This window comes from Anaerolineales bacterium (assembly GCA_015075725.1).
Lineage (GTDB): Bacteria > Chloroflexota > Anaerolineae > Anaerolineales > Villigracilaceae > Villigracilis.
In genome coordinates, this window is record JABTTV010000001.1 from 3,993,653 (window position 1) to 4,015,705 (window position 22,053).

22 protein-coding genes and 1 pseudogene are annotated in these 22,053 nt (G+C 48.8%); 16 read left to right on the forward strand and 7 right to left on the reverse strand.

Annotated features, from left to right (window positions below):
* Nucleotides 1–113 precede the first annotated feature (113 nt).
* The 8 genes from HS100_19095 to HS100_19130 all read left to right on the forward strand — a co-directional run bounded on the left by HS100_19095 (nucleotide 114) and on the right by HS100_19130 (nucleotide 9,301).
* Complete coding sequence (locus HS100_19095) at nucleotides 114–596, forward strand: GNAT family N-acetyltransferase (GenBank protein ID MBE7436031.1); 483 nt, start codon at nucleotides 114–116, stop codon at nucleotides 594–596.
* A gap of 483 nt (nucleotides 597–1,079) precedes the next feature.
* Nucleotides 1,080–1,481 carry a hypothetical protein gene (locus tag HS100_19100; GenBank protein MBE7436032.1) on the forward strand — a complete coding sequence of 134 codons (402 nt, stop codon included), beginning with the start codon at nucleotides 1,080–1,082 and terminating at the stop codon, nucleotides 1,479–1,481.
* Nucleotides 1,482–1,865: 384 nt separating this feature from the next.
* Complete coding sequence (locus tag HS100_19105) at nucleotides 1,866–2,789, forward strand: acetylxylan esterase (protein ID MBE7436033.1); 924 nt, start codon at nucleotides 1,866–1,868, stop codon at nucleotides 2,787–2,789.
* A 385-nt stretch (nucleotides 2,790–3,174) separates the two neighbouring features.
* On the forward strand, nucleotides 3,175–3,972 hold the full coding sequence (locus HS100_19110) for a toll/interleukin-1 receptor domain-containing protein (GenBank protein ID MBE7436034.1): 798 nt from the start codon (nucleotides 3,175–3,177) through the stop codon (nucleotides 3,970–3,972).
* Between the two features lie 364 nt (nucleotides 3,973–4,336).
* A complete protein-coding gene (locus tag HS100_19115) occupies nucleotides 4,337–5,515 on the forward strand; it encodes a hypothetical protein (protein ID MBE7436035.1) in 1,179 nt (392 codons plus the stop codon).
* 376 nt (nucleotides 5,516–5,891) lie between these two features.
* The gene (locus HS100_19120) at nucleotides 5,892–6,575 is read left to right on the forward strand and encodes a hypothetical protein (GenBank protein ID MBE7436036.1); all 684 of its coding nucleotides are present in this window, start codon (nucleotides 5,892–5,894) and stop codon (nucleotides 6,573–6,575) included.
* A 593-nt stretch (nucleotides 6,576–7,168) separates the two neighbouring features.
* Complete coding sequence (locus HS100_19125) at nucleotides 7,169–7,633, forward strand: SHOCT domain-containing protein (GenBank protein ID MBE7436037.1); 465 nt, start codon at nucleotides 7,169–7,171, stop codon at nucleotides 7,631–7,633.
* Between the two features lie 405 nt (nucleotides 7,634–8,038).
* Entirely contained in the window at nucleotides 8,039–9,301 is a 1,263-nt protein-coding gene (locus HS100_19130; GenBank protein ID MBE7436038.1) for a PD40 domain-containing protein, read from the forward strand.
* Between the two features lie 280 nt (nucleotides 9,302–9,581).
* Here the strand turns inward: HS100_19130 and HS100_19135 are convergent, their stop codons facing one another.
* Nucleotides 9,582–9,782, reverse strand: coding sequence for a hypothetical protein (locus HS100_19135; GenBank protein MBE7436039.1), 201 nt, complete (start codon nucleotides 9,780–9,782; stop codon nucleotides 9,582–9,584).
* Nucleotides 9,783–9,872: 90 nt separating this feature from the next.
* Here HS100_19135 and HS100_19140 point away from each other — a divergent pair, with 90 nt between their 5' ends.
* From HS100_19140 to HS100_19160, 5 genes and pseudogenes are all read left to right on the forward strand, one after another.
* A complete protein-coding gene (locus HS100_19140; protein MBE7436040.1) occupies nucleotides 9,873–9,980 on the forward strand; it encodes a hypothetical protein in 108 nt (35 codons plus the stop codon).
* 203 nt (nucleotides 9,981–10,183) lie between these two features.
* On the forward strand, nucleotides 10,184–10,396 hold the full coding sequence (locus HS100_19145; GenBank protein MBE7436041.1) for a hypothetical protein: 213 nt from the start codon (nucleotides 10,184–10,186) through the stop codon (nucleotides 10,394–10,396).
* Nucleotides 10,393–10,739, forward strand: a pseudogene (locus tag HS100_19150) (type II toxin-antitoxin system PemK/MazF family toxin). The gene HS100_19145 and the pseudogene HS100_19150 overlap by 4 nt, the downstream one beginning before the upstream one ends.
* Before the next feature lie 245 nt (nucleotides 10,740–10,984).
* Nucleotides 10,985–11,485: a hypothetical protein gene (locus tag HS100_19155; protein ID MBE7436042.1), complete on the forward strand. Its 501-nt coding sequence runs from the start codon at nucleotides 10,985–10,987 to the stop codon at nucleotides 11,483–11,485.
* A gap of 52 nt (nucleotides 11,486–11,537) precedes the next feature.
* Entirely contained in the window at nucleotides 11,538–12,137 is a 600-nt protein-coding gene (locus HS100_19160; GenBank protein ID MBE7436043.1) for a hypothetical protein, read from the forward strand.
* A gap of 485 nt (nucleotides 12,138–12,622) precedes the next feature.
* Here HS100_19160 and HS100_19165 read toward each other — a convergent pair whose 3' ends face one another.
* The 6 genes from HS100_19165 to HS100_19190 form a co-directional block, all read right to left on the reverse strand.
* Entirely contained in the window at nucleotides 12,623–14,017 is a 1,395-nt protein-coding gene (locus HS100_19165) for an MBL fold metallo-hydrolase (protein ID MBE7436044.1), read from the reverse strand.
* A complete protein-coding gene (locus tag HS100_19170; protein ID MBE7436045.1) occupies nucleotides 14,007–15,143 on the reverse strand; it encodes an HRDC domain-containing protein in 1,137 nt (378 codons plus the stop codon). Before HS100_19170 ends, HS100_19165 begins: the two co-directional genes overlap by 11 nt.
* A 55-nt stretch (nucleotides 15,144–15,198) precedes the next feature.
* Nucleotides 15,199–16,197: an acyltransferase gene (locus HS100_19175; GenBank protein ID MBE7436046.1), complete on the reverse strand. Its 999-nt coding sequence runs from the start codon at nucleotides 16,195–16,197 to the stop codon at nucleotides 15,199–15,201.
* Nucleotides 16,194–16,625 carry a GNAT family N-acetyltransferase gene (locus tag HS100_19180; GenBank protein MBE7436047.1) on the reverse strand — a complete coding sequence of 144 codons (432 nt, stop codon included), beginning with the start codon at nucleotides 16,623–16,625 and terminating at the stop codon, nucleotides 16,194–16,196. The genes HS100_19175 and HS100_19180 overlap by 4 nt, the downstream gene beginning before the upstream one ends.
* 83 nt (nucleotides 16,626–16,708) lie before the next feature.
* A complete protein-coding gene (locus tag HS100_19185) occupies nucleotides 16,709–17,611 on the reverse strand; it encodes an SPFH/Band 7/PHB domain protein (protein ID MBE7436048.1) in 903 nt (300 codons plus the stop codon).
* A 15-nt stretch (nucleotides 17,612–17,626) separates the two neighbouring features.
* A complete protein-coding gene (locus HS100_19190) occupies nucleotides 17,627–18,235 on the reverse strand; it encodes a hypothetical protein (protein MBE7436049.1) in 609 nt (202 codons plus the stop codon).
* Between the two features lie 125 nt (nucleotides 18,236–18,360).
* Here HS100_19190 and HS100_19195 point away from each other — a divergent pair, with 125 nt between their 5' ends.
* The 3 genes from HS100_19195 to HS100_19205 all read left to right on the forward strand — a co-directional run bounded on the left by HS100_19195 (nucleotide 18,361) and on the right by HS100_19205 (nucleotide 22,045).
* Nucleotides 18,361–19,680, forward strand: a complete 1,320-nt coding sequence (locus HS100_19195; GenBank protein MBE7436050.1) for a nucleotide sugar dehydrogenase — start codon at nucleotides 18,361–18,363, stop codon at nucleotides 19,678–19,680.
* 215 nt (nucleotides 19,681–19,895) lie between these two features.
* A complete protein-coding gene (gene wecB, locus HS100_19200) occupies nucleotides 19,896–21,053 on the forward strand; it encodes a UDP-N-acetylglucosamine 2-epimerase (non-hydrolyzing) (GenBank protein ID MBE7436051.1) in 1,158 nt (385 codons plus the stop codon).
* A gap of 53 nt (nucleotides 21,054–21,106) precedes the next feature.
* Nucleotides 21,107–22,045 carry a hypothetical protein gene (locus tag HS100_19205; protein MBE7436052.1) on the forward strand — a complete coding sequence of 313 codons (939 nt, stop codon included), beginning with the start codon at nucleotides 21,107–21,109 and terminating at the stop codon, nucleotides 22,043–22,045.
* Nucleotides 22,046–22,053: the final 8 nt, after the last annotated feature.

The following is a 22,053-nucleotide window of genomic DNA, read 5'->3' on the forward strand; positions in this document are numbered from 1 at the left end:
TTGTGCAATAGCATATTTCTCGGAAAATTGATGACCAGCACTTGTAGCCTATGGCTATTTTGAGCGATAAACTTTCAAAGCATACAACCATTCTATAAGAAGAGAATATAAAAATGAATATAAGGTCGGCCACCATAGATGATTTAGACGATATAGCCAGGATAGAAAAAGAATGCTTCCCTGTAGCAGAAGCGGCTACCGAAGAATCTTTGCGAGATCGGTTAACTGCATACCCCGATCATTTTTGGCTTTTAGAAATTGATGAAAAAATAATCGGTTTTATCGATGGTATGGTTACAAATGAATTAGCCATTGTCGATGAGATGTTTGAAAAGGCCGAACTTCATGACGAAAGCGGCAAGTGGCAGGCAATATTCGGAGTAGCTGTGCTTCCTGAATATCGCAGAAATGGTTATGCGGCTATGATGATGGAACGTGTCATATCCGATTCTAAACTGCAAAACCGGCGGGGATGCATATTAACGTGTAAAGATAAGTTGGTGAGTTATTATGAGAAAATGGGATTCATGAACTATGGCGTATCTAAATCTATTCACGGCGGAGAAACCTGGTATGACATGAAGTTAGAATTCTAATGAGATAAGTGCATAAACACTCTGTTGATAACATCAATATCCATGAATCAATTACACGTCTTATAATTTCTCTTATTAAGAAAAGTGCTTTTCAACGTAATAGAGTCTTACCTCTGTGCTCCAAACGCAAAGTGGATGTACAATCGACGCGTACGCGGTTCGCCCTGGTCTACAATATCGGCAAGATCCACTCCTTTGGGGCGCGGGCATAAGCCCTTTTTGAGCCCGGTCACCCCGTTCCACCGCGATCCGCGGAGAAAACCCGGGCGCTTGTCCGCTTTTGCCCTCCCCAGTTCGGTTTTTCGACGGTCTCGTTGGGCGGCTGCTCAGGAAAATCGAAATTCGAGCAACTTATTATAAAAGGTGCTCTTTGCAGAATTTATCTTATTTTTGGGAAATAAAGAAATGATAGATTGGGAATTTGTATTATTAGAGTCTGTTATTATTTTTGCTATCTACATATTTACTTGCATCGCGTACCTTATGGGTATATTAATTGTCGATTGGAAACGATTATCCACAATTTATTTGCCAAGTAATTTACGTGTTGTAAAAAAATTTAGAATGAGGCGGATTTTTATAAGAAAAATGGGCTTTCCACTTGGCTTAGATATGAGAGTAAACGCCGCAGGTCTTTTTTTATTAATACCTTGGATTTTTCGATTTGGATTACCCGCAATATTCATTCCTTGGAAAGAATTAAAGCCTGTTGGTCGTTATAAATTCTGGCTGAAACCTATTGAGTTCATTGTTTTTTCAGTAAAATTTCCACAAGAAACTCAATTGATGATTCCGTCAACGATACTCTACAATGTAGAAAATTGTTTGCCTAAAAACTTCATGAAAGATTTCAGAAATTTAAAGTGGATTATCGATTTAAGATAAGTACCTCTTATGAAAACCGCCCAACAAAGCGTCCTCAGAAACCGTCTCATCTTAAGCGTCCCTGAGCTCATCCTGCGGGGCGCTGTCCCTTGAAGAACCACGCTCCCCTTCAACTTACAGCCCTAAAACCATCGATATCTTGCAGACGATCAAACGCAAAGTGGATGTACAATGGTGTTTGTTCGCCCTGGTCCACAATATCGGCAAGATCCATACCTTTGGGGCGCGGATATAAGCCTTTTTGGAGCCCGGTCACCCTGTTCCACCGCGATCCGCGGGAAAAACCCGGGTGCTTGTCCGCTTTCGCCCTCCCCAGTTCGGTTTTTCGACAGTCTCGTTGGGCGGCTCTCTACTGAACATCATAGTGTTGAGAACGAAAACTAAATGAGCATAGATCAGTTACGTCAAGAGATCAGTGAATTCCTAGAGTTCAGCATTTCAGATGCTCCTGTTCACTATGTAACGCACGAAACAATTCAAGAAGATGGCTATCAAAGATTCCGTATCAGTTACCCTAGCCAAGAGGGAGATCAAATTCCAGCCTTTCTCTTGTTACCAGATGGAAGAGATCAATTCGCTGCGGTATTAGTGCATCATCAGCATAATAGTCAGAGGCACTTGGGAAAGAGTGAAGTCTGTGGTTTGGTGGGCGATACTTTGCAAGCGTTTGGTCCAGCGTTAGCACAGCAGGGCATAGTCGTTTTAGCACCTGACTCCATTTGTTTTGAAGATCGGCGCCACAATATTACAGGGATTGAACCAGATGATGCAGACGTCGAGCAACATTACAATGAGATGTGCTATCGTCTACTGCGAGGCGATACACTTATGCACAAAGTCCTGAGCGACTCTGCCCAAGCGATCTCTCTTCTGAGTTCACATTCTCAGGTCGACCCACAGCGCATCGGTATTCTTGGACATTCCTACGGTGGCAATACCGTGTTGTTCCATGGCGCAGTGGATGAGCGTATCCGTTTTGCATGTGCGAGTGGTGCAGCCTGCACATATCAATATAAAATGGCACACCAACTGGGCATTGAAATGGCAGAGGTGATTCCAGGGTTTGTAACACGTTATGATATTCCAGATCTGATCGCCTGTTTCGCACCTCGCCGAATTCTTATTGCGTCAGCCACAAACGACAAGGCTTCACAAGATGCAAATAAAATTGTGAACGAGTCCCAAGAAATCTGCGCTTCGGAGGGCGTGATTGCTCATTTGGAACATCAGCGCGACATAGGAGGGCACGCCCTAACTCAAGAGCGTTTCTATCGTATATTGCAGTGGATAACTGAGTGTGCGGCATAATATGGTCGATTTCAACCCAACCGCCGCCTAACAAAGCGTCCTCAGAAACCGTCTCATCTTAAGCGTCCCTGAGCTCATCCTGCGGGGCGCTGTCCCTTGAAGCACCACGCTCCCCTTCAACTTACAGCCCTAAAACCATCGATATCTTGCAGACGATCAAACGCAAAGTGGATGTACAATGGTGTTTGTTCGCCCTGGTACACAAAATCGGCAAGATCCATACCTTTGGGGCGCAGATATAAGCCCTTTTGAGTCCGGTCACCCCGTTCCACCGCGATCCGCGGGAAAAACCCGGGCGCTTGTCCGCTTTTGCCCTCCCCTTTTCGGTTTTTCGACAGTCTCGTTGGGCGTTTCACCCAACAGAATAATTAATAAGGATTTTCGAATGTCGACTATATGGATTACTTATGCGTGGGAAGACAATAAGTCACAGGACGTTGATTTTATTGCCCAAGAGTTAATCTCTGCTGGCTTGAAAGTAAACCTAGATAGATGGAATCTTCGTGCTGGTGTTCGTCTTTGGGATCAAATTGCAAACTTTATTACTAGTCCAAACGAATGCGATGGATGGCTTTTCATCGCAACACAAAATAGCCTTGGTAGCGAGGCATGTCAAGAAGAGATGGCTTATGCAATAGATCGAGCACTTTCGCAAAGAACAGCGACTTTCCCGCTAATTGGGCTATTTCTATCTTCGGTGGATAAGGAACTTATTCCTGCCGCAATTAAAGCCAGGCTTTTCGTAAGCATCCGAGACCCAGACTGGAAAGAGCGCATTAAGTCATCTGTTGAGAATCGTCAACCAAATATTTCACGACCAATACTAAAACCTTATCACTTCACTTTGCACCCGAAGTCCCCAACCCATACACACTGGATCATTGAAGTTGGTCCACGTGCAGGATCATGGGTACCATTTTTCGTTGCTCTTCCTGTTGATCTTCAAAACCGCACTTCAATATTGCATAGTCCAAAGGGGCGAATTCCTCTTCATGGTGGAAGTCTCTTCGACTATGGTGAAAATTTATCGGCGGATGGAAAATGGTGGATTCAATGGGCGGGTAATGAAGCCACACCCACCATGAGCTACTTCATTTCTACACTCCAAATGCCAGAGCAAATGGCATTTGGAGTTTTCAATGGCAAGCCTCAATACTTAATAGTTCCGAGCAATGAGAAATAACGCCTAACAAAGCGTCCTCAGAAACCGTCTCATCTTAAGCGTCCCTGAGCTCATCCTGCGGGGCGCTGTCCCTTGAAGAACCACGCTCCTCTACAACTTACAGCCCTAAAACCATCGATATCTTGCAGACGATCTAACGCAAAGTGGATGTACAATGGTGTTTGTTCGCCCTGGTACACAATATCGGCAAGATCCATACCTTTGGGGCGCGGATATAAGCCCTTTTTGAGCCCGGTCACCCCGTTCCACCGCGATCCTCGGGAAAAACCGGGCGCTTGTCCGCTTTCGCCCGCCCCAGTTCGGTTTTTCGACAGTCTCGTTGGGCGGTATAGTGACCCGAACACCGCAAAAGGATTAAACCGATATGGATAATTCTAAATTTACACTTCCTCTCCTCCCTAATTCTATTGCGGTAGGTCTATCAGAAGATTTATTGCAATATCTTATAGAACTGAAATTTCTATTGCTGTTTTTTGATAAACCACATTGTATTTTTGCAAATGCTGGATTGCAATTCTTAAGCGAAAACGTTTTTGATGATATTAGAAATGGGAAAACACCCAAAACAAGCCCTTGGGAAGAAGATGACGATATACCAAGTAGCTCCCTTAAAAACGTAGATATAGTTCTTACTGACGAATGGCAAGAGACATTATCACACTGCCAACCTCGTTATCATGAAATTAATCTTACTATTACTAACGAAAAAGACGTGGAAGGGGAAAAGGTTTACACAGATGAGATAATTGATTCAATGAGGCTATTCGAAAAAAAAGAAACCAGTTATTTCTCTGAAAACAGCGAGCCATCAGAAGAAGATATTGAAAAAATGCTCACTGAATGGGCAATAAGAACGAACATGCAAGTTATGATTGACACACTTGAAATGTGCTGTAATGAGAAGATTCCCATGATATGGGGAAGCGTAGCAGATACAGTATCAGCATCTTTATACACAAAACATTTACTCACTCAATACTCGAAAAGTATTGAAACAAATTCCGAAGATGAAAAGACAGCCTCGTTTCTACGGACATTGAAAGGTGACGACTTGCTAAAGTCAATCTTTGAACTAGGTGTTGTAAACTTGGCAACTGTGCCAGTAGATAGAATTATTGATTTTAGAAAAAAGAATCAAGATTTACTTGTGGGATTTCTGTCGAGTTATCGCGGCTTCTTAACTGAACTTCAATCTGAACCTTTGAATTATCGGAAAATTGTTTTAGCGCGAACACAAAAAATTACCGATGAGTTGAATACAATCAATATGGAAATCCTTACACAGCGGAAATCCGAGAAATATAAATGGGTCGAGCGATTATCAGATGGTGTTTACGAAGGAGCCAAGAATGGCGCAATGATTGCTTTGTGGAATTTTCTCGCGTCCCCATTGCTAATGACAGGTCAAATTGGAATAAGTTTATTATCAGCAGCAAATTTCAAGATAAAGGATATGAAAGATAGACGCCAACTTGAAAATGCGCTAATTTTCAAAAGTTCAAGTGGATATCTTTGGAAAGCCATGGAAGAATTTAAGAATTAGTAACCTAGAGTATAGGTAGGGCCGCTCAACAAAGCGTCCTCAGAAACCGTCTCATCTCAAGCGTCCCTGAGCTCATCCTGCGGGGCGCTGTCCCTTGAAGAACCACGCTCCTCTTCAACTTACAGCCCTAAAACCATCGATATCTTGCAGACGATCAAACGCAAAGTGGATGTACAATGGTGTTTGTTCGCCCTGGTACACAATATCGGCAAGATCCATACCTTTGGGGCGCGGATATAAGCCTTTTTGAGCCCGGTCACCCCGTTCCACCGCGATCCGCGGGAAAAACCCGGGCGCTTGTCCGCTTTTGCCCTTCCCTTTTCGGTTTTTCGACGGTCTCGTTAGCCCCCTTGAAGATTAAGGAATCTAAGCTCTCATGACTAAATACAACCTCACTCCTAGACAGAGAGAACTTCTAAAAACTATAGTTGAACAAATGAAAAGTGGGAAAGCGCAAGAACCATTAATCCCAATAATTTCGAATAGCGGCAGTACGCTTATGGGTATACAAGGAAATTTTGGTCGTAACTTAATTGGAGACCTTGAAGTTTTATGTAAAGTAGATTTACTAGGATTTCACCATAACAGCAGAGGCACTAAGGTATATACTGTAAAGCAAAGTGCCTATGATGCGATCGAAAACAATTTTGTGATTCCAGAAAATCAAGTTCCAACACAAGTAAATATCGGAGCCATTATCCGAGATATGAGTGGTGGAAATGTTCAAGCAGTTGGATTTAGTAATAATTCAGAATTAAGTCAATTAGTGAACGACACAGATTTATTGCACAAAAAACTGGATGAATTAACAGAACAATTGGTAGATGTTGTAAAATCAGAGTTGCCGTCTAAAGAATTGATGGCATATATCCAAACTATTGAAGAACTTAAGAAAGAAATTGAGTCAGAAAAGCCTTCACCATCCGTTCTTCAAAAATTATTTGCCAGCATTTCTTTCTTGGGCGATGTAGAAAGTACAATTTCATTGGTAACCCGTGTACTTCCTTATGTTTACCCGTTCCTGCTAATTGCTTCTCAAAAATTAGCGAGCGGGGGCTAACAAAGCGTCCTCAGAAACCGTCTCATCTTAAGCGTCCCTGAGCTCATCCTGCGGGGCGCTGTCCCTTGAAGAACCACGCTCCTCTTCAACTTACAGCCCTAAAACCATCGATATCTTGCAGACGATCAAACGCAAAGTGGATGTACAATGGTGTTTGTTCGCCCTGGTCCACAATATCGGCAAGATCCATACCTTTGGGGCGCGGATATAAGCCTTTTTGAGCCGGGTCACCCCGTTCCACCGCGATCCGCGGAGAAAACCCGGGTGCTTGTCCGCTTTCGCCCTCCCCATTTCGGTTTTTCGACAGTCTCGTTAGGCGCTTAATGTAGATAAATGGAGTAATCCAAAATGACAATCACACTCGAAGATAAATGCATTGTTTGTAAAGAAAGCCTATTCAATATGGATGGGTGGAAAGAATGTAAATTCTGCGGAGCACGCATATGCAATCTTTGCTTTAAAAAAATGGAAGAAGAACAGAAAACTCTTTGCCCAAATTGTGGAAAAAATTCTGCTACGAGTCCATACCTATCTGACCATCATTAGAACATTTGAGTGCTAAGTTAAATTCAAGAATATTTAAGGAGAAAATTATGCCACCATTATTCACAATGAAAGGTGTTCAAGGTGTTCTTGAACTATATGAAGATAAAGTTACAATCACGCCTAAAGGTCTTCTCGGGGCTATAAATCAAGGCTTGAAAGGTACGAAGACCATACCATTTTCTTCAATTACTGCCATTCAGTTCAAAAAGTCTGGCATCTTAAGTGGCTACCTTCAATTTACTTTGCCTGGTGGAACGGAAAGCCGTGGAGGTGTTTTGGACGCTACCAAAGATGAAAACTCGTTTATCTTTGCTGGCGGGAAGGCGAATGAAGAAGCTGAAAAAGTAAAGGCATATATTGAAAAGCAGATACAAATACTTCGTAACCCTGTTACGCCAAAACAAGAACCTGCCTCATTGTCCAGTGAACTTGAAAAGCTAGCTGATTTGAAGAATAAAGGCATCATAAGTGATGAGGAATTTCAAGCCGCAAAAAAACGTTTGATTGGATAGGTCAGTTATTGCAAATTGCGCCTAACAAAGCGTCCTAAGAAACAGAATCGCGGCAGTAAATCACGAAAGATAGGCAGACTGCATAACCCAAAAAAGGCGTCGTGATCGTTATTCTAAAAACGACGCCCATCAACTCCCGGTATTGTTCAGCATGAACGGCACGGCGTTCATATCGTCCAGCTTCCTAATCGGGGTCAGATGTACATCGCCTTGCAAGTCACCTCGTTCCAAGCGATCCGCGGAGAAAACCCGGGCGCTTGTCCGCTTTCGCCCGCCCCAGTCCGGTTTTTCGACAGTCTCGTTGGGCGCTTAACCACAAGATACTTCCGACAAGGGAAACATGAAAGGTATCCTCAAGCCTATATCCGTTTACGTAAGTGTAAGGCGACGAGGAGGAGATAAAGCATGAAAAGACTGCGAGTCATTTTCTTATTTGTATTTTTGATGGGATGTTCGTCTGGTTCAAACGTTATCCTCACTGCAACTTTGGACGTCGTGTCAACGCGAACACCTATTCCAACACAGACAACCATTTCTCCCACCCAATCATTAGCTCCAACAGTAACGTTAACGCCTACCGTAACTGCAACAGCGATTGGTGGCGGAGGGGGAAAGATCGCTTTTACATCTGAACGGGACGGGGTTCCTGAAATTTATGTGATAAATCCGGATGGCAGTAATCTAATCAAATTGACAAATGATATAACTCCCAAATACGATCCGTCTTGGTCTCCGGACAGTAAGACAATTGCGTTTGTCACCAATGACAATGTCAATGACAGCCTTTACATCATGAATACGGATGGCTCCAATCCAACCAAGCTAATAGACGCAAAAGACCTTAGCATAAATAGACAGGCAACCCCAGATTGGCAACTAGGTATTCGCGATCCAGTTTGGTCACCCGATGGCAAGAAGATTGCGTTTGTTGCCGGTCATTCAATTGGCGTCTGGTCCATTTTTGACATGTATGTGATCGATGCTGATGGCAGCAGCTTGCTTGACATGCATGCGATTGATGGTGAGGATAGCAATCTGGTTACACCTGCAGATCGTCCTGCATTTGATGAATCCCCAGCCTGGTCTCCTGATAGTCAAAAGATCGCCTTTAGTTCTGATGTAGAGTGGGACAAGGTTGGGGCTATTTTTAACAGTTGCGGTGGGATTGGGGGAATTTGCGTAATGAATGTAGATGGCACCAATCTGATCAGTATAGCAAACGGAATAGGATATGGAGGAGTTGACAGCCACGCGAACTGGTCACCAGACGGCACGAAAATCGCTTTTTCATCTGGACGCAATGGTGATCGTGAAATCTTTGTGATGAACTCTGACGGGAGCAATCCGATCAATCTAACAAACTATAGTGGTGCCTGGGATAACTATCCCATCTGGTCGCCAAATGGAGAGAAAATTGCTTTTAATTCCTATCGGGACGGTAACTTTGAAATCTATGTGATGAACGCGGATGGTACGAATGCTTATAATCTGACAAACCATCCGGCGAGTGACATTACCCCAGTCTGGTCACCAGATGGAACGAGAATTGTGTTTATCTCGGAACGCGATGGAAATTTGGAAATCTATGTGATTGACTCAGATGGCAACAATCTGGTCAGATTGACAGAGAATGCCGCCAAGGATTATTCGCCAGTCTGGTCACCATAGTCTAATGAAAGACCTTCAAGTTTATGAAAATGTTGTCAATTTGGCGGTGGTTCTAGTTCTCAGGTGTGAGATGTATGCCCAATGAGTGCGCCCAACAAAGCGTCCTCAGAAACCGTCTCATCTCAAGCGTCCCTGAGCTCATCCTGCGGGGCGCTGTCCCTTGAAGAACCACGCTCCTCTTCAACTTACAGCCCTAAAACCATCGATATCTTGCAGACGATCAAACGCAAAGCAGGCGTCGAGCCTTGCTCCACGCCTTTTTGTCGTGCCGCCCCCTCCTTTATACAGGCACGAGTTGGAAGCCGAACTTCGCCGCTTTCTTCCTCAGATATTTAATTTGCTGGGCTTCATATTGTCGCTGATACTCGCCTGCATTTAGCGGCTCCACCACCTCGCGCAGGTATCTTTCCATTCCCGTGGATACGGGCGAGCCGAATTTGATCGATGCGATGAAGGCGAAGATCGATAGCGATGTGGGCAAGCGGGTCTATGCCCGGCGGCTGGGGATCGTCGAGCTGGTAGATAAGCCTGTCGAAACCCGGTCTTTGCCAACATCTGTGTCCATAAACGCATGCATCGTTTCACCCTGCGCTCCAAACGCAAAGTGGATGTACAATGGTGTTTGTTCGCCCTGGTCCACAATATCGGCAAGATCCATACCTTTGGGGCGCGGATATAAGCCTTTTTTGAGCCCGGTCACCCCGTTCCACCGCGATCCGCGGGAAAAAACCGGGCGCTTGTCCGCTTTCGCCCTCCCCAGTTCGGTTTTTCGACAGTCTCGTTAGCCACCTTCCTTGCATATAAAAATTTCAATATCTTTCCGCTATTGGTGTAAAATAAATTCAGAAAGTGTAGCATTTAGCGATTGACGGAGAAAAAACCATGACACTTGACGAAAAAATTCACCGAGATGCACAAAAACTTCCGTATTCATTTCAGGAAGAATTGTTCGACTTTGTTCAGTATTTACTTATGAAGGCTGAACAGCAAGAAAAACAGGGTTGGGCTTCATTGTCACTGTCATCAGCAATGAGAGGTATGGAAGATGAACCTGTCCTTTATAGCATGTCAGATATACGGGTGGTCTTTTCATGAAAAAAGCGGGGCAGGTTGTTGTCTTTCGTTTTCCGCAAACTGACCTTGAAGAAGGTAAGTTGCGCCCTGCTCTTCTTTTGAGCAAACTTCCTGGGGGATATGATGATTGGCTGATTTGTATGATTTCTTCACAAACACACCAGCATATTTCGGGGTTGGATGAAATTGTCAAAGATAGCGATGAAGATTTTGAGCAACGCGGGTTAATAGTTACAGCGTAATTCGAGCCGGTCGTTTAGCGGTTGTGTCAGGCGAAATTCTCCTTGGCGCAATCGGTGAAATTTCAAGTGAACGCTTGAAGCGTGTGAAGAAGAATTTATCAAATTGGTTATCTGAAAAATAGAACGGTGGCTAACAAAGCTTGCGCCCCGTCTCCGCCCTGGTTGTCGAGCTTGCCGAGACACAGAGCAGGTATCCACTTGCGGAGTTTACCCTGAGCCCGTCGAAGGGCTCGGGGACGAGACGCAAACCGTTCGGCGGCACTCTTGCACAATACAGGGGCTTTTATAAAGATCAAATTCGGGTTTAGTGACAATGGAATAAGTGCAGTACAATCTCAATATCTTAATGTTAGTCAAGGAGTTGTAAATGTCGAATCTTTATCAATGGTCGGTCTGGTTACATGTACTTGCCGCGTTTGTCTTTTTCTTTTCACATGGAGCAGAACTGGCAACCGCTTTCATGTTGCCGAAAGAGAAAAACACAAGTGGTATGAAGGCATTACTTAATATCACGCAAATTACACTTATTCCATTTGGCGTGAGTATGCTCTTGTTACTGGTCACAAGTATTCACATGGGTGTTGTGGCGGGTTGGTGGAAAAGAGGCTGGTGGGGATTATCATTTCTAATTATGGTTGGTATGCTCGTGTGGATGATCTGGTATGCACGCAAATATTATTCTCCGATCCGCAAAGCGCTTGGCTCAGAATATATGACTGGATTTGGTACACATAATCCGCCCGAAGCCCCCGAAAGCATGGATGTGGTTTATGCACTAGTTGCCAAGACCAATCCGCGCCTGCTTGCATGGGCAGGGTTTATCGTCACAGCCGTTCTGCTATTTTTAATGAGATTTAAACCGTTCTAAAGGATACGTTAAATATTTGCTTGCCGCATAAACAATAAATCAGGAGAAACTCGTGACAACAAGCAACTTCTCGACCGCAACAACAGGCTGGATCGCAGTCGCTACAGGCGTTTCAGCCATCCTTGCGATGATATTCCTCACTTTAATGTATACAGTAAATCAGTCTTTTGGCAGGGTCAATGATGTATTCAACAGCATTATTGGTATCTCAAGCGTTGTTCTGGCATGGATGTTATATGCCGAATACCACGCCAAATCACCGCTGATGAGTCAAATTGCGCTCGTTCTTGTGGTAATCGGCGCGATCTTTACTATCATCGGATCGATCCTGATCATTTTCGGCTTCACAGACTTTGTACTGGCTGGTTGGTATTCAGGTATCGGGTATGCAATAATCGGCTTATGGCTGGTGACGTTTTGTTATTCCATGCTGCGCGGTGATATATTGCCTCACAACCTGGTCGTTTTCGGGATTGTCGTAGGAGCATTCATGGCGGTTGGATTTTTCGGCATTCCAGGAATTTTCGCTAAGATCGACAGCATGGAGTCTATGCCGTGGTATCTCTATGTTGCGTTTTTTGGGTGGCTCGGAACTTATATCCTGTATCCCATCTGGACGATCTGGCTGGGGCGAAATCTTTTACTCAAATGAGCAATGATAGAACACTTAGCGAGTGGATAAACAACTTCTACCATTCACAGAGCCGCCCAACAAAGCGTGCACCCCGTCTCCGCTTCGCTTCGCGGGGCGGACGGCCTGATCCTTCGCTACGCTCAGGACGGGCTGTTGGGGATGGCAAGTGCCAATGCACTCGGTCTGGGCGATCCAGTCAAGCTGGACGAACGGTGCTCGCTGGAGGCTCGCTCGCCCGATCTGCGCACATCCCACTTGTGCTTGCGGCAAGGCGCAGGCAGGATCGGCTGCCTGGAAAAAAACATTATGCGCTAGTGGATCAAGATCCAAGCCATTTGTAAACAAAACATGACTCACCCCGAAATTAAGGTTTCGCGGGTGAGTTCGTTTTAAGAACAAATGGGACGCTGATAAACGCTGAAAACGCGGATTATTAATCCCTTTTCCGCGTAAATCTGCGCTCGTCCGCGTCCCAAATCAAATTCAGGGTTAGTTATGTCTCTTTACAAGCTCACACTCTCATGCATATCGGGATAATGCACCCGGTCCAATCCCTGCCCTTTCAGCAATCCCTTCAAGGTCATCGCCTGTTTTTCTTCGCCGTGGACGAGGAAGACGTCCTTCACACTCCCTTTGACGCCCATCGCGTATTTCACCAGCAGGTCCTGCCCGGCATGGCCGGACAAACCGCCAATGGTCGCCACATCGCATTTGCGTTTATACCAATCACCAAAGATGCGCACTTCCGGTTCGCGGTCCGCCAGCCTGCGCCCGAGAGTATCCGGTGCCTGCCACGAGACAATGCAAATGGTGTTCTTTGGGTTCTCGATATTGTTCTTGATGTGGTGGAGGATGCGCCCCGTCTCAGCCATGCCCGAAGCCGAGATGATGACCATCGGGTCGGTGCGCTCGTTCAAGGCTTTGGATTCCTCCACGGAGCGTGTATAGGTCAGCATCTTGAAGTCGAGAGCCGGGTGGCGCGATTCCTGCACGAACTTCTTCGTTTCCTCGTCGAAGCATTCGAGATGCTGTTTGAAAACATCCGACGCCCTCACAGCGAGGGGACTGTCCACATAGACGGGCACGCGCGGCACATCGCCCTCGAACATCATCTGGTTCAGGTGATAGACGATCTCCTGCGTGCGTCCGACCGCAAAGGCGGGCACGATCACCTTGCCCCCGCGTTCCACCGTCCGTTTGACCACTGTTTGAAATTCGTCGAACGCCAATTGGGGGTCGTTGTGTTTCTTATCGCCGTACGTGCATTCCATGATCATATAATCGGCATGGGCGGGCAAAACAGGATCGCGCAATAAAGGCAGTTTAAACCGCCCGATATCGCCAGAAAACCATAAGTGAATCTTCCCGCCCTTTTCTTCGATCTCAAGCGACACACCGGCAGAACCAAGAATATGACCCGCTTCGAAAAACCGCGCGACGACTCCGGGGATCGGCTCGAACGCCTCCCCGTAATGTGCGCCTGCAAACATGCCCGCCACTTCCTCCGCGTCCGCTTCGGTGTAAAGCGGCTCGATCGGGTCTTCTCCGCGTTCGGCGCGTTTCCTGTTCACGAACTCCGCATCCGATTCCTGGATGCGCCCCGAATCCGCCAGCATCACCGTGGAAATATCCCTTGTGGCGTGCGTGACATGGATCGCGCCTTCGTATCCCTGCTTGACCAAATTCGGCAGGTTCCCGGCATGATCGATATGCGCGTGCGAAAGGATGACCGCATCCACGCTGCGCGGGTCATACCGGAAATTCGTGTTGCGCTCATACGACTCGGCGCGCCTGCCCTGGTACAGCCCGCAATCCAATAAAAGTTTATGACCGTTGATTTCCAGCAGGTGCTGGCTGCCCGTCACGGTATGCGCCGCGCCGTGAAAATTAATTCGCATGTTTCACTCCAAGGGTCTTCAGGATCTGCGCGCCGAATTTCTCGAAACGCGCAGGCGTGTCCCTCATCATCTCTTTCAGTTCGTCCACATCCTTCGGCGGATGTTCGGACAAAGCCGCCAGATAGGGCCTTGGCAGGATGATATCCGACTCTACCTGCATCGTCGTCCCCAAATTCTTTCTCCACGCCTTGAGCTTTTCCAGCCTTCTGAGCACCGCATCGTTCTTGCGTTCAGCCTGCCTGCGTTCCACAAGCGGAGCCTGCGCCCCGTGTTTGGTCGCACTTAGAACCATATCGCCCCACAAACGGATCTGTTTCTCCGAGAGCCCCGCCGCGGATAGATCCTCCTTCGCTTCGGGCGGATTCTTCGCAAGGGCGATCAGAACATCGTCCATCATCACTTTATAAGGAGGGCGGTCGAGACGTTCCGCTTCCTTATCGCGCCAATTGCACAATTGAGCAACGACGGTCAACTCGCGCGGAGAGAGGTCCTTGCGCCCGGCAAATCGCTCCCACGCCGCGCCATTCGTCCTCGGCTTCGTGTCGTCGATGAGGCAGGCGCGCTGGAAATCTTCGACGGCGAAATACAGGCGGTCCTTTTCCTTCAATTCATTTTCGAGCGCGTCGCGCAGGTCGGATAGGTAATGCGTGTCCAAACGCGCATAATGGATCTGTTCCTTGGTCAACGGGCGCGCCGCCCAATTTGCCTTCTGGTGGCGTTTATCCATCTTCACGCCGAATTTATCTCCGAGCAGTTTATCGAGTCCCACTGCCGGATATCCGAGCACGCGCGCGGCGTGCATTGTGTCGAACAGGTTGGCGAAGGTGAATTCGAAATCGCGCCGCAGGCAGATCAGGTCGTATTCGGCGGCGTGAAATATCTTTTCGATCTTCGGGTTTGAAAAAATCGAGGCGAGCTGACTAAGGTCTTTGAGCGAAAGCGGATCGACCAGATAATCCGTTTTCGACGAGGAAAATTGCAGCAGGCAGACTTTTTCGCGATAGGCATGCAGGCTGTTCGATTCGGTATCCACTGCCACCCGGGATTGTGCGGCGAGGTCTTCGACCATTTTCCCCAACTGGTCCGGTGAATTCACCCATACGGGCGGCGGCAGGACGTTCGACATATCCGCAGATTATAAACCCGATGTCCGAGCCGAATAAAAATTCATGCCTGCGCGGTCATTTCAAACGCAACGATGCAAGCAGGCGGTCGTATCCGCGCTGGAGGTAATAACCGATAATCAACGCCAGGATCGCGCCAAAGGTCAAATGGATGTAAACGGTGGTCATATCCTTCCCCAACCCAAAGGTATTGTCGATCAAATACCATAATGGACGGTGGAACAGATACGTGAAATATGAAGCGGTCGAAAGCCAGAGCCAGATACGCCAATTTCCCGCCTTCGTTCTGAAGATCGTCAGCCACAGCAGGATCCACGACAGGATGAAGAAATCGACTGCAAGCAGATAGAATGCGCCTTCGGTCCTTGAATATTCCAAAATCCATTGCAGAGGGAAGAGGGCGGCAGCTGCAAGAATGATTTTAACGACGGGATTCCAATCGTAGAGCTTCTGCCGTACCTCTTGAAACCGACAAAAGAACACGCCTGCAAGGAAGATGAAATAATATTGGAAGAAGCGCGGGTCGAAGAATCCCCACATCAAATGCAGGAAGTAGGTCACAGCGAACAGCGCCGCGGATGCGGCAGCGAGCCCGGCGCTCGAACGAATCGCGAACATCATTCCCCCGAACAGGATATAGAACACGACCAGCATGCTGATGTACCATAACGTGAGCAATTGTTTGACGAAGACCGGCGAAAACACGACCTGCAGGTTCATCGCATAGACCGCCATGTCCGTGCGCTTCAGGGTGTAGCCGAGATAAAAGACAAATAGAATCACTGCCAGCCAATACGGCGGATAGATCCGGATGAACTTCGACCAGGCAAAGGAGATGATATTTCGACTCGGTTTGTTGAGCGATACCTCGGTGAAATAGCCCGCCAGGAAAAAAAACGAGCCCAACAGGAAGGAGGCCACGAAGAATCCGATGTGCTTCAAGGTCTCGCCGAACACGATCGGGTCATAGATCTCGCTGTGGAGCGACAACAGCAAGATAATTGAAAGCCCCCGCAGGGCTTCGAATTCCATTTGGCGTTCGGGTCTGTCGCTCATAAGGTCTTCTCCATCACCATCGCATCCTCCCCGTCGCTGTAGTACGAATTCCATATATCGATGGCGGCGTATCCTTCGCGCTCATACATGCGGATCGCGGCCTCGTTCGACAGCCTCACGGTCAGCCGCGACCTTGGCACGCCGAGTCGCTTCTCGCATTCATGCAGCAGCGCGGTTGCGATTCCGCGCCGCCGATAGCGGGGATCCACTGCGATGGTGGCGATCCAGCCCCACCCGTCGCGTGGATGCGGATCACCGGCAATGAATCCGATCATCTGGCTGCCCTCCACCGCTTTGAGTCGAACCACATCGGGATATGTCAAAACCGCCATCAGGTCCAGCAGGGGCCAGGCATCCAGTTCGAAACTCTCGTGCTCCAATCTCCGCAGTGCATTGAGATCGAGAAGGTTGGCAGGGACGATGTCCATACGGCGAATTGTATCAATAAAAAGAAATGGAAGGCGAGACGTTCCGCCTTCCATTCGTTGCTTGTTCCTAACTCTAAGCCTTCCTACTTTTTCGCATCCTTGCCGAGGAAGTTATCGAGCAGAGTTGTAAACTCCATCGGGAAGATGTACTTGGTCGAAGGACTCATGCCCAATGATTTGAGCGTTTCGAAGTATTGCAGCGTCATGGTCTTCTGATCCACGTTCTTGGCGGAACCGTAGATCGCCTCGATGGCTTTCGCGAAACCTTGCGCCTTCAGTTCCTGCGCCTGCTGCTGGCCTTCGGCTTCAAGGATCGCGGCTTGTTTCTGACCTTCCGCCCGCAGAATGGCGGCTTGCTTTTCGCCTTCCGCCACATTGACGGCAGCTTCGCGCGTACCCGTGGATTCGGTCACCACGGCGCGGCGAATGCGTTCGGCGGACATCTGGCGGTTCATCGCGTCCTGCACGTCGCGCGGCGGGACGATCTCGCGGATTTCCACGTTGGTCACTTTCACACCCCAGCGCTCGGTCACTTCGTCGAGGCGGGTGCGCAGCATATTGTTGATATGCTCGCGCTGGGAAAGCACGTCATCGAGCGGGATACCACCGATGACCGCGCGCAGTGTGGTTGCCGCTATACCGGCCGCGGCAGTTTCAAAGTTGGTGACCTGCAACACCGACTGGGTCGGTTCCATCACTTTGAAGTACCACAAAAAGTCGATGGAAATCGGGGCATTATCCTTGGTGATGGATGTCTGCTGCGGAACTTCGCGCACCTGCTCGCGCAGATCCACTTTCACGCCGCGGTCGATTACCGGAATGAGAATGACAATACCGGGTCCCTTTGCGCCGACACTACGTCCCAACCGAAACACGACCAGGCGTTGGTATTCGGGCACAATGCGGATGGCGTTGGCAAGGAATACAAAACCGACCAGGACGATTGCGCCAACGATACAAGCTATGCTACCACCTAAAAACTCCATTGTTGTCTCCTTTCACTAGATACGATTGTCAGATTTTTCTTTTTCCACAACGAGGACGAACCCCTCGCGTCGAACGACTCGAATGCGGCTCCCCGACGGGATCTCACCCTCACTGCGGGCGGTCCACATCTCACCGCGGACGTACACACTTCCATCGTCTTTGATGAACGTACGAGCATCACCGATCTGCCCTACCAACGCATCGAGGTCATGCGTCGGACGAACCGCCGCCGCCTGCACAGACTTGCGGACGACGATCCAAATGAACGCCGTCATCAAACCGGAGGATAACAGGGCAACCAGCGGATTCACAGCGGGTCTCCATCCATCCACCGCAAAGAGGAAGACCGAGCCGATGACGAGCAAAAGTATGGAAAGACCGAGGTAGACCTCCCGTTTCGGTTTTTGAACCGCGTAAAGAAAAGGCACGATGCTTACAAGCAGGAAAAGCAATGCCCACCAGTTGATCGACAGGTTGTAAACGGCATATCCCGCCAGCGTGATGCAGATGAACGCCCCCGCTTCGAGCAGTCCGGTTCCCGGTGTGACGATGGCTAATATGCCGAACAAAATGCCGAACAAAAGGAACAAATAAGCGATATTCGGGTCCAAAAGGAAATCCATTGCGCCTCCATTTCATTATACAACATGATTTTCACAGGGATTTACGATTTATCACCCCGCCCGTTGCAAAAACGAATCCCCTTCGGGTTGTATAATGGAGAGACCTTGTCCCTACAGGAGAACCAGTGAAATTCGACAAAATCTGCGTCATTGGGCTGGGATATATCGGACTGCCCACCGCCTCAACCTTCGCCGCTCACGGAGTATACGTACTCGGGGTGGATATCCAGCCCGAAGTCGTCCAAACCCTCAACCGCGGGGAGGTTCACATCCACGAGCCCGGTTTGCGCGATGCCTTCAGCAAAGCTCTCGAGACGGGCAGGTTCAAAGCCGCGCTTAAACCCGAAGAAGCCGACGCCTTCATCATTGCCGTCCCCACCCCATTCAAGGAACACGAGACCGGCGAATACCAGGGAGTGACGTATAAGCTCGCAGACATGCGAGCAGTCATCTCCGCAGCAGAATCCATCGTCCCATATTTGAAGAAGGGGGATTTGGTCGTGCTGGAATCGACGTCCCCGCCTCGCACGACCATCGACCTGATTGCCCCCATATTGGAGAAGTCTTCGCTGAAAGCGGGTTCCGATTTCCACCTTTGCTATTCGCCGGAAAGGGTCCTGCCGGGGCAAATCCTGCGCGAGTTGATCGAAAACTCCCGCGTCATCGGCGGCGTGACACCCGAATCCGCACAGGCAGGCGCCGGGTTGTATTCCATCTTCGTCAAAGGGCAGATCATCCAAACCGACGCCACTACCGCCGAGATGGTCAAACTAATGGAAAACACCTACCGGGATGTAAACATCGCAATCGCAAATGAATTCTCGCGCCTTGCCGATAGATTCGGCGTTAATGTTTGGGAAGCTGTTTCACTGGCAAATTTACACCCGCGTGTAAAGATTCTAAATCCTGGCCCAGGCGTCGGCGGACATTGCATCAGCGTCGATCCCTGGTTCTTCGTGGAGGCCGCGCCCGAATTGACGCCGCTCATCTATCATTCAAGGCAGGTCAACGATGCCCAGCCGCATTTCGTTGCAGACACAGTAAAACGCGCGATTGGACCGCTCAAAGGAAAAAAGATCGCCGCGCTCGGGCTCGCTTACAAGCCCGACGTGGACGATCTGCGTGAGAGTCCCGCCGTGGAAGTGGTCCATCTGCTTCAAGGGGAAGGGGCAAATGTGCTTGCCTACGAACCCTTCAAGACGGACGCAAAACTTCCAGGGATTTCCATAACTCCAAACCTAAATGCCGCCATCCGGGATGCCGATGCTTTGGTTTTACTTGTCAGTCATTCCGAGTTCTTAAAGCTATCCCCCGATTCCGTTGCAAAGATCACCCGGGCAAGAATCGCCATCGACACCGTCAACGGATGGGACTCGTCTCAATGGCAAAGCGCCGGAATTCGCATCGTCAAACTGGGATCCGGCAAGCCGGGGCAAGCTGAATAACGATTTGAGCTATTTTGAATTTTCTTCGCAATATATCGAGCCGCCCGCTACCGCCTGCAATTGGCAGGAGGTTTTTGCGCAGGAAGATAAAATGAATAACAGACATGCTTGCAACAAAATGATGCAGACCAAAAATCGCAGCCGTCTGGGCGTGTTTGTTCCATTCATGGTTTCATCTCCATATACATTGTCGTTATTTTAGTCCAAAAGGAATTATGAGAATCCTTACAATTTTCGGCACCCGCCCCGAGGCTGTTAAATTGGCTCCGGTCCTCCGGGAGCTTGCAAAAGTTGCCGGGGTCGAATCGCGGGTCTGTGTCACTGCCCAGCACCGCCAGATGCTCGATCAGGTGCTGGAATTATTTCAGATCAAACCGGATTACGACCTCAACCTGATGCGCGAAGACCAATCGCTTGCCGAACTCAGCGCTTCGATCTTTACCCATCTTGATCCTGTCCTAGCAACTTTCCAACCGGATTGGGTGCTGGCTCAGGGCGACACAACCACAGTCGCCATGACGTCACTGCTTTGTTATTACCGACGGATAAAATTCGGGCATGTCGAAGCAGGTTTGCGGACGCACGATAAATGGCAGCCGTTTCCCGAAGAGATCAATCGTCGTATCGCAGGCGTGATCGCCGACCTGCACTTTGCGCCTACGGATTGGTCAAAAGAAAACCTGCTGCGCGAAGGCGTGAAAGCAAACAACATCCACGTCACCGGAAATACGGTCATCGATGCATTGCAGTATGTGGTTAAACAAAACGAACCGGAAGAGGTCCGCGCGCTGCTCGAAAGATTGGGGATACAACACGAAGATCGCGATACGAGGAATTCCCATCGCCGGTTATTGCTTGTCACCGCCCACCGCCGTGAGAATTTCGGAAAACCGCTTGAAGATATTTACACGGCGTTGATCCAACTTGCCGCGAGAGGAGACGTGGAGATCGTCTACCCGGTTCATTTGAATCCAAACGTACAGGAGCCGGCCAACCGCCTGCTCAAAGGTGTGGACCACATCACATTGCTGCCGCCATTGGATTACCTTCCTCTTGTTCACATGATGAAGCATGCCGCGATCATCCTGACCGATTCAGGCGGAATCCAGGAAGAGGCGCCTGCTTTTGGGATTCCCACTCTCGTTCTGCGCGAAGTGACCGAACGGCCTGAGGGCGTGGAAGCGGGGACGCTTAAACTTACCGGAACAGCAACAGATAAAATCACAGAGGAGGCGAATCGTCTGCTGGATGACCCCTCTGCCTACAATGCGATGGCGCGTTCGGCGAATCCATATGGAGACGGCCGCGCAGCGGTGAGAATCGTTCGGGCGCTGACGGAAGCCCAAGCCCGGCTAGCATCGCGCAGCGGTTAACCGACTGTAATGTCCGGGGAGGTGTTTCTGAGTATAATGACAACGGTGGAATGATGTGGAAGTATTTTGCGCTTTTAGCACTGATCATCCTGCCCCTGTCAGCATCGGGGCATGTCCGCGCGCAGACGGTGGAAAGCCATTACTTCAGCGAAACAGGGCATAATGTCTTTGGAGACTTCCTGGCTTTTTATCAAAGCAACCCCGCCGCCGAGTATATATTCGGTTATCCCATTACAGAGCAAATCCCAGGCCGCGACGGCAGGACGGTTCAGTATTTTCAACGTGCGCGATTCGAACTCAATCCGGATCAACCTGAAGGTCAACGCGTGACATTGACCGCGCTCGGACGCGAAACCTACGTTTCAAGGGGGGGAATCGACGTAGGGAATTCATTCTCCTGCCGCTTTTTCGCTGAGACCGGGTTTTCGGTTTGCTTCGCCTTCCTCGATTTTTATGAAGATAACGGCGGATCGGCCCAATTCGGTTTTCCCATCTCAAATTTTGAAAATCACGACAGCAAGATCGTACAGTATTTCGAGCGGGCGCGGCTCGAATGGCAGCCATGGAGACCGGACGGTTTCCGCGTCGTCATCTCGGACCTGGGTCGCACGTACTTCGACCAACTCGGCGAAGACCCCGCCTTTTTGCGGCCTGCCAGCCCGATCAATAACGCGCCGCGGGTCATCACCGGGTTACATGTGCGGGCATTCGTTTTGAAAGCGGTGACTCTTTCGATCGACAACCAGACATTTTTCGTCATCGTGCAGGACCAGAATTTACAGCCAATTGCAAATGCCGCCTGTACCGCCGTTGTGAAATGGCACAACAGCGCAAGCGATTCGAGATCGCTGTATAGCGACGAATACGGGATCGGCAATTTCTCGCTTCAGTTCAACGATCAGGAAAAGGGAAGCCTGGTTCCCGTAGAAATCACCTGCGCGCATGAGGCGTTGACGGGCACAACGATCACATCCTTCCGCATTTGGTATTAATAATCACA